Genomic DNA, 9,920 nt, shown 5'->3' with positions numbered 1-9,920 from the left:
GTCTGGGTATTTTGGTGATGACCCTGTGCCATCGTAAGAGCGTTGCTCAGTTTGCCAGTTCTCTATGATGTCGTCAGATAACCAGATATCAATGCGCCCACGATCACGAAGACTTTGGTTGTATTCAGCATAATTGGTTTGCCGATAGGGCGGCTTTTTGAAGTGATGACGTCTGGATTCGTTGTATTTGTAAGGCATGATGTTTGAACTGGAAACGAAGATAGATGGCAATGATAAAGTAAGGCACGCTCAAATCAAAATTGACGATTTAATGTGCGTGTCAACAAAGCCGTTACCAATTCGCGCCACGATACGCCAAGTTTAAATATGTCTTCCATGATTTGTTCGAAATAGAGCATGGAGACGCCGTATCATTAAAGCTGCGCCGACCGTTTAACACCTCACTAATCAAACGTGAGTGGGAAAATATTCAAAGGATCATTTGCTCATTAAGTCGTAAGACAACGACACAAAGTACGATCATTACCAAGCTGTCGAACGGCAAACAGAACAGTCGAACATTAGCCGCACTTAGAGAGTATGACCGAATCATTAAGTGCCTTTATATACTCGATTATGTTGACGATAAAGTCCTGCGACAGTTTGTCCAGCAAGCTTTGAACCGTGGCGAAGCCTACCATCAACTACGTCGAGCTATTGCGTCAATCAATGGAAATCAATTCCGTGGAGGCAATGATTATCAGATAGATCAGTGGAATGATTGTGCGAGAATTATTGCTAACTGCATCATTTATTATAACTCGGCCTTGCTATCCAATCTGATTGAAAAATTTGAGCAAGAAGGTAATCAGGAAGTGGTGAATCTGATAGCGGGTTTATCTCCAGTCGCATGGCGTCATATCCAACTTGCCGGTAATTACACCTTTGGTATTCAGAAAGACAATATCGTTCTAGATAAACTGCTTGAGAACTTAGAGCCTTGGAGAGAGGATAGCATGGTCGAACTGGTGGCTTAAGAAGGATATTAGAGAGTAAGCGATCCCTGCCAGCCCTTATAAATAAAGGGCTGTAGGCTCACATTGGACTTTTCGCTGAAATGGGCGCAAAACCCCTATTAATCATCGTTTAACCAAGCGAGGAACGAGCCTGGTTAAACGATGATTTTCTCATTGCTATGCAATCAAGCAAATAGCAATTAAACCACTGATAAATCTATCTTTCTCACTTAATTTCTCACGTTCTCACTCTTTTTCTCACTCTATTTTTTAGTTGAGAAAACGAGTGAGACGCTAGTGAGACGCTAGTGAGAAAAAAAACACCATTCCTTCGCATATAGTTGTCATTAGCTGACCGACTGACAGCTAAACGGAGTCCTGTTATTGACTAAAAACAGCTCCACTTTACTTAACTAGAAGGAATTTGTTATGAAAAATCCAAGTGTTTTAACCTCCAACATTAGCTTGATGAGCTTCATTGCTTTGATGGTTATTGTAGCTTTTGCAGTGGCTAACCCTGTTCATGCAGCCGACCTTTTTACCAATGCAAAAACTGACATCAAAGATACTGCGGGTACTGGCTCTGCTGTAGAAATGGCTTTGCTTGCTTTCGGGGGTATCGGTGCGCTTGCTTTTGGCTTTATGTCTAAAAACTGGCTAGGTGCTATTGGTGGCTTCGCTGTTGGTGTTCTTTTCTGGAACGTCATTACACCAATGATCGGTCTTTAACCAACAAATGAGGCAAGAGGGGAGTAATCCCCCTCTTGGTGAAAATATGGAAAGTCCACATCAGTTTTACTACATACCTAGACACTTAAACAGAGGTAAAACCTTTGCTGGTTTACCCCGTGATGAAGTTTTACCCGCTCTATTTTTTCTTATTGTCCTGTTCGCTATGCGCCATGAGGTGATTTCTCTCATTGCCTGTGCGGGTTGGTTCATCGGATTAAGACAAATTAAGCGTCAATACGGTGATAACGCAATTCAACTTTTGCTCTACTGGTACGGAAGTAAGCATATCGCAGAAAGTATGTTTCCAAAGTCACCACCTTCTGAGAAACGATACTGGATCAAATAGCTATGGATACTGGAAATAGAGAAATATATGCGGGAATATCAAGTGGCGTAAATGCTCTGCTTCTGATTTTTGTCTTTGCCCTTCTTTTAGGGATTAGTGGCTTAGGTTGGACAAGCTATTACCTTGCTACCCACAAGTCACGCACTATCACCCCTCCAATGATTAGCAAAGCGTTCACTGTAAGCGATGCCAATGTCGATGCTGATTACCTTTCGATGATGGCTGAGTATTTCATGTATCTCCGCTTTAACGTCACTCCTAGCTCTGTAGAGCGTAAGTTCTATTTGCTTTCAGAGTACGCAAACCCTTCTGTATGGAAAAATTTCAGCCCTGTCCTCTCAAGTGAAGTGACGTTTATCAAAGAGCATAACGTTTCATCGACCTTTGATATTACGTCTAATCAGCCCGATACCGACAAATTTGAGGTTCGCATAGAAGGAACGCTTTATAAAAATGTAGGGATTCGCCCTCTACCTGACGAAAACAACACTTACATAGTCAAGATGAGCTATCAGCATGGCTTTATACAGCTTGATTATATCAACAAAGAGACTAGCCATAAGGAGACAGAATAATGATTAAATTTCTTATTACTCTGTTCTTAGCGACTCTAATTATGCCATCGGTTGTTACTGCTAAAGAGCCCAAATCAGGGCATATCGATAACGTCCCTGCAAATACATATCGCTTCGATGATAACGACACAATTAGCTTGCCTTTATCTTCAAATAACCTTAATCGCCTTGTTGTTCGTGACGATTCAATCACAAGCTTTGTCTGTCCTATTGGTTTCTGTACTTCATCGAACAGCAAAACTGATAAGAGCGGTTCTATCACACTCAAGATAAATGTAGCGATCCCCTTTACGGCTCACGTTGGCACTAAAAATGGTCACAACTTTACCTTGTTTATCAACCCTAAGTCCGTTCCTGCTCTTGTGACTGAATTTGTCGCTGTTAATGCTCATAAAACTGAACCAAGCATCTTCGACAGTAAAGAATTTGATTACCCGATGAAGGTTGCGATGTTTACCAAGCAAATGATTGCTCATCAGCGCTACAAGACCAAGATTGCGGGGTTTTCACTTCATATCGTAGATAGAAAAAACCTACCTAAAGATCGCTCGCCTTTGGCTGTAATCCCTATGAAGGTTTTCAGAGGTAAACACTATAGCGGAATTATTTACGAGGTAATCAATCAGAGCAAAGAGCCTCAAACTGTAACTAATGCTCACTTTTATAGCTATGCAGCTCGTAGCGCTTCTCTTGATCGTGAAGGTGAATTGAAACCTAAAGAATCAGTGTTGCTTTATGTTGTAACCGGTGTGAGGTAATTGCTATGGATATCAAAAAGTTATTTAAAGAGCCCGAAGGTGATATTTCCGAAGGACTTGATGTTGATGAAAAAGCAAAAACCCGAAATTACACCATCACCCTCATTCTTGTAGTGGTCGTTGCTTTGATGGGTACATTAGCTTGGCGATACTTTGGTGCTAAAGAAGAAGTTAATGTTGAACAACCGGAAGAAGTCATAGGTTTTGGGGAAATTATCGAGCCTGAGTTTGTCGATGAAGATAACCAATCGGCTGTTACTATCTTGCAACTTGAAAATGATGAGCTCAACAAAAAGGTTTCAGAGCAAGAAAAGTTAATTGCAGATATGCAGCTCAATTGGAATCGCTTTAAAGATGACTTAACTAATAAGCAACGACAATTTGAAGATAAGGTCGATGGCAGAGTCGATAACATTAAAAATACTCAATTTGATGAAGTTAAGAGAATCGCTGAGAAAACGGCTCTAGAAAATATTCCCGATATGCCGGAGGTTACAGAAACTAACGACAACATAGTTACTGCTGACGGCAACGTGCAACAGTCCGACGTTCTAAAGTCAAATACTCAAGGCTTTGGTATTCAGACTCTCCCCCCTCGCCCTCGCCCTAGCAATGGCGTAGATAACTCCAATCAAGGTCAATACGCTTATGACCCAAGCGCATCAAGAGTATTCGATCAAGGTGGCATTGACCAATTCACTTTTGAATGGGATCACGTTAACGAGGTAGAGGAAAAAGCAAAAAAGCGCACCATTGATAACTACATGCCGACAGGTGGCTTCGTAACAGCCGTTGTTACTGGTGGTGCTGATGCTGACGGGGGGGCTCTTGGTCAAGGCAATACCGCTCCTATGGTCTTTCAGACTATAAACGAAGGTATCTTACCAAATGGTCAAAAATCAAAACTTAACAACTGTACGATTACGGGCAGTGTTTACGGTGAAATATCAAGCTCAAGAGGTATTGTTAGGACAAACCGTATTTCTTGTATTTTCGCTGACGATGAGATTTTGGATATTCCAATTAAGGGTACTGTATTCAACTTTGGTCGCAACGGTATTCGAGGCACGACCATTCTTAAAAACGGAAAAATCGTGCAAATGGCGGGTGTCGCTGGGATTCTCACGGGTCTAGGTGAAACTGGTAAAGCCCTTTCTGAAACAACTTCAACCAGTGCGCTAGGCTCAACCTCTACGATAAACAGCCAAGATGCAGCATTAAACTTACTCGGCAATGCAACCTCATCGGTCGGGGAAAAACTAGCAGACTACTACATCAAACTTGCAGAGCTTTACCATCCAATAGTCGAACTTAATCCCGGCAATATTGTAAACATCGTCTTTCTTGAAGGGTTTCCTTTGGACTCAAGCGAATCTGAAGCTTATGAGGCTCAAGTAGCCGCTAAAGACGCAGCTCAAGCAACCCCAACAGGTCAAATTCTTAACGTTGTAACAAATAACCCTCTAGCGGGTGATGTTTCAAATCAAATCCCTAACTTCCCTCAAAATATGGGTAATGGCGGTCAATCTTCGCCATTCGGTCAATAGGAGTGACGCTTATGTACCGCTTATTTTTTACCGCTTTTGTCCTAGCCATTTTAAATGGGTGTAGTACTGGATTAGATAACGAATATTCTTGTGACAAAGTAGGCGGGGTCGGTGGTTGTACTACGATGCACGATATTCGTGAAAACATTGACCACTACGCCAACCCTGATAATCACGGTAATGGTGTTGATTCAGATCTGAATGATGCTGAATCTCTCGTCCCAACTTTTTCGTTATTGCCTCGTAGGGATAGAACGGGCAAACCCCAAAGAACCGAAGAAATCACTCGCAAAGTAACTATTTTCCCTTTTGAGGATGAAACAGGCTCATACATCGATACTACTGATATTTACATTGTCCTCAAAGAAGCGGAATGGACAGGACGACCAGTTCAAGCAATCAAGAGGGATTAAGTTATGGGTGTATTTCAAGATATAACAGCGCTTCATAAGCAATCAAAACGCACTTTTAATCACTTTCACAATGAACTTGTTTATCGTTATTTTGATGAAGCAACAGAAGTCTTTGAGAATAAGAACTCAATAGGCTTCGGTTTCAGTCTTGGTGTTTTTGGTGGTGCGAATGACGAATTAGTTGAGTCCCTTAATCGCCTTATTTGTGAATTTCCGCAAGGGGAGAAATGGGATTATCAGTTCTGTTTACTCGGCAATAATATGGTCGAGCATCATTTGCGCAGCAATCAGAAAGCAATGTCTCAACGTGGCGGGATAACCGCAGAGCTCGCCAAGCGAGACGCTGATTATTACCTTTACGCTTCAAAAAATGGGTTCAACCATCGTCAGCCTTACTACTTCGATGTACGAGACTATCAAGCGTTTGTTTTCGTAACAACTACCTCTACAAAAGAGAACCTATTAGCGTTCAAAGAAACATTTAAGACTTCGGCAGAGGTTGTTGGTTTCCATTTAGAAGCTATCACCCCTGTTAGCCTAATCTGGTATGTGGAGCAGATATCTAACTTCAACCGTGATGCGAGCCGCCCTGTAGCACCCGTTTATAATGATTTAGAGCCTATAAATTCTCAGATTTTAGCGCCTGATACTGAATTTTTGAGCTGCAAAAATCACATTCAAGTTCGCTATACGGATGAGGCAAATCGTCAACAAAATTACCGTATCGTCAATTTAGGTCTAAGACGCTTACCTAGCGACTTTCGACTTTATGGACTCCCTGAGTGTTTTAGTTCTGTTCGTAATATAGCGAAGTCTGTTCAATGCCCGCACCTTATGACAGTGAACTTTAAGCTAGAGGACAGAGGGACAAGCCAAATTAATAACGATACTAAAATTGGAGATCTCACTAAGACCTTAGAAAGCAAGTTACGAGCTCTTGTCCCAACGGCATCCGATGAGCTAGAAGAACGAAAGGAGCTGCAAAAAGGGCTTATAAATCAAGAATACCTACTTGCCTCAATGTCCCTTAACGTTGCTTTATTTACTGACAAGAAAAATGAGAAAAAACACGTTTCAGCAGCGACAACTGCTTTTTCTGGGGCGGGTTGTGAGGTTATGCCTGTTGGTATTTTACAAAGTCAGGCTTTCTTTTCTATTCTCCCATTTTCAATGATTGACTATTGGAGTGACGTAAAAAAAGCAGCGAGGGTTAACACTCTAAAAAGCTCTAACCTTGTGAATTTCTTACCTATCACAATGGATCATAAAAACCTAAGCAATGGCGTGTTGCTTCCTACCATGCGGCAACAACTGAGTTACTTTGACCCTTGGAGCTGCGGGACAGATAACCAAAACATAGCGCTTTCTGGGGGCTCTGGTAGTGGTAAATCCTTCCTTACTCAAAAAATTGTATCCAGTGTTCATAGCTCTGGCGGCAAGGTTTGGATTCTAGATAAAGGGGGGAGCTTTAAGAAAATGACTTTGCTTTTTGGTGGTGTTTATATGACCCCTAAAGATATTTTCTTAAACCCATTTACTCATTTAGGTAGTTTTACAAGAGACGAATTTAGAACAGATTCGGGCGAGCGTGTCGATCCACTTAAAGAAGCACTAGACAATATTACTTCGCTTTTTGCTTCTATGGGCTCTCCAAGAGGTCAATTAGACGACTTCCAAACAGCTTGTTTGGGTGATGCCATTGTTAATGCTTGGGAAAAACATCATAACGAAACACTGGTTGACCACGTACAAGATGAATTGTTTGAAATTGCTACTTACCTTCGCAATCAAGGTCAAAACTCTGACCAAATATCACAATTAGCGACTCAGCTAAACAAGTATCGAAGTGATGGTATCTATGGCGATATTTTCAATAAGCCATCCATGTTAGACCCAAACATTGATATTACTACGCTTGAGCTTGAGGGTTTTCCTCCTGCCGTTCTGCGCCCTGTGATCTTCTCTCTTATTGTTGCCATTAACCAACAAATGTACCTGTCTGGTAATCGTAAAACCCGCAAGCTTTGTGTCATAGAAGAAGCTTGGTCATTGCTTTCTGGTGCTAACGAGTCTGCACGAGAATTTATACAACTTGGTTATCGTACCGCTCGTAAATTCGGTGGCTCTTTCTGTACCGTTACTCAAGGCTTCCAAGACTTCTTCGCAAACCCCGAAGCGGAAGCTTGCTACAACAATAGCGACATTCACATCATTATGCGTCAAGGGCAAGCTTTTGACCGCTTTGTGCAAGATAACCCTAATAAGTTCTCTCAATTTGAAGAACACGTAATCCGTAACTTTGAACGAGCGGGGGCTGCGGGTTATAGCTGTGTCATGCTCAAGACTGGCGGTAATACCAGTTTCCATCGTTTCTTTGCAGACCCCTTCTCACGAGCAACCTTTTCTACTGAGCCTAACGAGTGGGCTTACACAGAGGAAATGCTTGCTCAAGGTCACGATATTTATAGTGCTGTTCAAATGACCTCTGAGCGTTTCTATGGTGATGAGATTAAAGAATTTGAGCATAACGTCTATGGTGAATCTCATGCGTAAATCTAACTTCATTTCTCATCTACTCACTGCGGTTATATCGGTTTCTGCTTCTGTCGCTTTGACCTCTTATATGACTAAAGACATTGTGCAAGTTGACCCTAAGCGCCTGATTGACAGTTACCAATCTGAGCTGAATAAATCGTCTCTTTCTGTCAATGAGCAATCAAATCGTTTAGTTGGTTTTGTTCAAGTTCTTGAGCGCACAATGAACAGCTACGCAAACGACCACAATGTTGTTTTGCTTGTTGGTGCTGCTGTTGCTTCTGATCAACATGATGTGACGAATGATATAGCCGACCAAATTATTGCTTCCTACAAAGCTAAATCGCCTAAAAGCGAAGGGGGGCAGTAATGATTAAGCGCCTATATTTATACCCATTGACTTTATTTATCTCATTCAATGCGACTGCGAAAGATTTTGGAGTTGTAGCTCCAACATTTCCAATCATTGAGCAGCACTTTATTTCTTATATTCACAAGCGACTAGAGCACCTAAAAGAAACTGGTCGTCTTGGTGAATTAGAGCAGGAGATGAAAGAGACGGTAAAAGAACAAGTTTTACGCCCTCAAGTAGCTGTAAACTTTCCAACGACTACAGAGCCTAAGAGTTATCTAGTAGACCCTAGCTTAACTCTTGCGATTGATATTAAAGATCACAAAGGCAATGTTATTTATCCAAAGGGTTTAACAATCAATCCCTTTGACCCTTCAACGTTCCCTAACCGCAACGCCTACCAGATTAACTTTAGTAAAAGACTGATCTTTTTAGATGGTGATGATGCAGCTCAAGTCGATTGGCTAAAGCGTCATTTAGAAACCGAAACCATGCCAACCAAAATCATTCTGACAAATGGTGTGCCAACCAATTTAGAAAACGAAATAGATCAACGTGTGTACTTTGAGCAAACGGGGGATATGGCTCGTAAGTTCCACATTTCACATCTTCCTGTAACCATTAATCAAGATGGCAAAAACTGGCGTGTGACAGAGCATGACCCCTATCAAATCAAGACAATTGGGGTGATGAAATGATAAGTAAAATTACCCTAACCTTTTGTTTGATGCTTTCTGTTCTTATCAGTCCAGCAACGAAGGCTATTGGTGCGGCATGTACTGGTAACTTTGTTAACCCTATCAGTGATGTTTGTTGGGAATGTATGTTACCTATGACGCTTGGCAGCGTTCCAATGATGTCGAGTCGTTACCCTGACACATCAAACCCTTCTTCTCCAATTTCCTACTGTCCTAAACCGCCACCAATTTATATTCAAATTGGTTTGAATATTGGTTACTGGGAGCCAAGTACACTAACTGACGTTACTCGTGTTCCTTACTGTATGGTCAATATGGATATGGAAATGTCTTTATCAAACAAGACTAATATTGGCGGTAATGTGACCGTTCGTGAAGGAGAGTATGCCGATGGTGCTTTCTATCATGCTCATTTTTACACTTACCCCTTGATGTATTGGTTAGATATCATCGCTTCATCGGCTTGTATGGCAACGGATACCTTCGGAGTCGGCTATATGACTGAGCTTGATCCGACTTGGGAGGATGATGAGCTTGCCTTTGTTTTAAACCCCGAAGCCATTTTGTTCGGTAATCCTGCTACTCAGCTCGCTTGTGTTGCTGAGTCCATAATCACAAGCCTTGGTACAGCTCTGCCTCTCGACCCTCTTTTCTGGTGTCTCGGCTCTCAAGGTTCTGCCTACCCTTTAACGGGTACTACTGGCTATCAACATAGCACCGTCCAAGCCGCAACGCTCATTATGCAACGCATCAATTACAAACTTCATCGACAAGGCATGATTTGGCAGTCCTTTGGAGCCGATAGAGCGGTGTGTTACCAAGCGCCTAGCCCAATCCTGCCAAAGCATCGTTTTCGCTATCAAATGAGTGCAACCATCCCTAGAGCACACACATGCTACCCATACACGACAACAAGCATTATATGGGAATCAGGGCATGACAACCCTGTAACGGGCAGTAACTTCGGCTTTATCAATTGGAAAAAACGCAACTGCGTTTTCTTGTAAG

Annotated in this window: 10 protein-coding genes and 2 pseudogenes; 11 read left to right on the top strand and 1 reads right to left on the bottom strand. The window is 41.9% G+C overall.

Annotated elements, in window-relative coordinates:
* Positions 1 to 198, bottom strand: a pseudogene (locus tag L4D09_RS24930) (IS5 family transposase); the annotation flags it as partial.
* A gap of 95 nt (positions 199 to 293) precedes the next feature.
* Here L4D09_RS24930 and L4D09_RS24925 point away from each other — a divergent pair.
* The 11 genes and pseudogenes from L4D09_RS24925 to traU form a co-directional block, all read left to right on the top strand.
* A pseudogene (locus L4D09_RS24925) lies at positions 294 to 977 on the top strand (Tn3 family transposase); the annotation flags it as partial.
* A gap of 408 nt (positions 978 to 1,385) precedes the next feature.
* Entirely contained in the window at positions 1,386 to 1,685 is a 300-nt protein-coding gene (locus L4D09_RS24920) for a type IV conjugative transfer system pilin TraA (RefSeq protein ID WP_428460247.1), read from the top strand.
* Positions 1,686 to 1,731: 46 nt separating this feature from the next.
* Positions 1,732 to 2,034, top strand: coding sequence for a type IV conjugative transfer system protein TraL (gene traL / locus L4D09_RS24915; RefSeq protein WP_428460246.1), 303 nt, complete (start codon positions 1,732 to 1,734; stop codon positions 2,032 to 2,034).
* Between the two features lie 2 nt (positions 2,035 to 2,036).
* A complete protein-coding gene (gene traE, locus L4D09_RS24910) occupies positions 2,037 to 2,609 on the top strand; it encodes a type IV conjugative transfer system protein TraE (RefSeq protein ID WP_428460245.1) in 573 nt (190 codons plus the stop codon).
* A complete protein-coding gene (traK, locus tag L4D09_RS24905; protein WP_428460244.1) occupies positions 2,609 to 3,367 on the top strand; it encodes a type-F conjugative transfer system secretin TraK in 759 nt (252 codons plus the stop codon). Before traE ends, traK begins: the two co-directional genes overlap by 1 nt.
* A 5-nt stretch (positions 3,368 to 3,372) precedes the next feature.
* The gene (locus L4D09_RS24900) at positions 3,373 to 4,914 is read left to right on the top strand and encodes a TraB/TrbI/VirB10 family type IV secretion system protein (protein WP_428460243.1); all 1,542 of its coding nucleotides are present in this window, start codon (positions 3,373 to 3,375) and stop codon (positions 4,912 to 4,914) included.
* Positions 4,915 to 4,925: 11 nt separating this feature from the next.
* Positions 4,926 to 5,327, top strand: a complete 402-nt coding sequence (gene traV, locus L4D09_RS24895) for a type IV conjugative transfer system lipoprotein TraV (RefSeq protein WP_428460242.1) — start codon at positions 4,926 to 4,928, stop codon at positions 5,325 to 5,327.
* A 3-nt stretch (positions 5,328 to 5,330) separates the two neighbouring features.
* Positions 5,331 to 7,880, top strand: coding sequence for a type IV secretion system protein TraC (gene traC / locus L4D09_RS24890; protein ID WP_428460241.1), 2,550 nt, complete (start codon positions 5,331 to 5,333; stop codon positions 7,878 to 7,880).
* Positions 7,873 to 8,232 carry a TrbI F-type domain-containing protein gene (locus L4D09_RS24885; RefSeq protein ID WP_428460240.1) on the top strand — a complete coding sequence of 120 codons (360 nt, stop codon included), beginning with the start codon at positions 7,873 to 7,875 and terminating at the stop codon, positions 8,230 to 8,232. The genes traC and L4D09_RS24885 overlap by 8 nt, the downstream gene beginning before the upstream one ends.
* Positions 8,232 to 8,912: a type-F conjugative transfer system protein TraW gene (gene traW / locus L4D09_RS24880; RefSeq protein ID WP_428460239.1), complete on the top strand. Its 681-nt coding sequence runs from the start codon at positions 8,232 to 8,234 to the stop codon at positions 8,910 to 8,912. Before L4D09_RS24885 ends, traW begins: the two co-directional genes overlap by 1 nt.
* Complete coding sequence (traU, locus tag L4D09_RS24875) at positions 8,909 to 9,919, top strand: conjugal transfer pilus assembly protein TraU (protein WP_428460238.1); 1,011 nt, start codon at positions 8,909 to 8,911, stop codon at positions 9,917 to 9,919. The genes traW and traU overlap by 4 nt, the downstream gene beginning before the upstream one ends.
* Position 9,920: the final 1 nt, after the last annotated feature.

It is taken from the genome of Photobacterium makurazakiensis (genome assembly GCF_050336715.1).
GTDB classification, from domain to species: domain Bacteria; phylum Pseudomonadota; class Gammaproteobacteria; order Enterobacterales; family Vibrionaceae; genus Photobacterium; species Photobacterium makurazakiensis.
This window is presented reverse-complemented; position numbering and strand designations above follow the sequence as displayed.

Excerpts from the sequence above, each read along its gene's own strand:
- L4D09_RS24920 (WP_428460247.1), top strand. The coding sequence starts at position 1,386 with ATGAAAAATCCAAGTGTTTTAACCTCCAACATTAGCTTGATGAGCTTC.
- traL (WP_428460246.1), top strand. The coding sequence starts at position 1,732 with ATGGAAAGTCCACATCAGTTTTACTACATACCTAGACACTTAAACAGA.
- traE (WP_428460245.1), top strand. The coding sequence starts at position 2,037 with ATGGATACTGGAAATAGAGAAATATATGCGGGAATATCAAGTGGCGTA.
- traK (WP_428460244.1), top strand. The coding sequence starts at position 2,609 with ATGATTAAATTTCTTATTACTCTGTTCTTAGCGACTCTAATTATGCCA.
- L4D09_RS24900 (WP_428460243.1), top strand. The coding sequence starts at position 3,373 with ATGGATATCAAAAAGTTATTTAAAGAGCCCGAAGGTGATATTTCCGAA.
- traV (WP_428460242.1), top strand. The coding sequence starts at position 4,926 with ATGTACCGCTTATTTTTTACCGCTTTTGTCCTAGCCATTTTAAATGGG.
- traC (WP_428460241.1), top strand. The coding sequence starts at position 5,331 with ATGGGTGTATTTCAAGATATAACAGCGCTTCATAAGCAATCAAAACGC.
- L4D09_RS24885 (WP_428460240.1), top strand. The coding sequence starts at position 7,873 with ATGCGTAAATCTAACTTCATTTCTCATCTACTCACTGCGGTTATATCG.
- traW (WP_428460239.1), top strand. The coding sequence starts at position 8,232 with ATGATTAAGCGCCTATATTTATACCCATTGACTTTATTTATCTCATTC.
- traU (WP_428460238.1), top strand. The coding sequence starts at position 8,909 with ATGATAAGTAAAATTACCCTAACCTTTTGTTTGATGCTTTCTGTTCTT.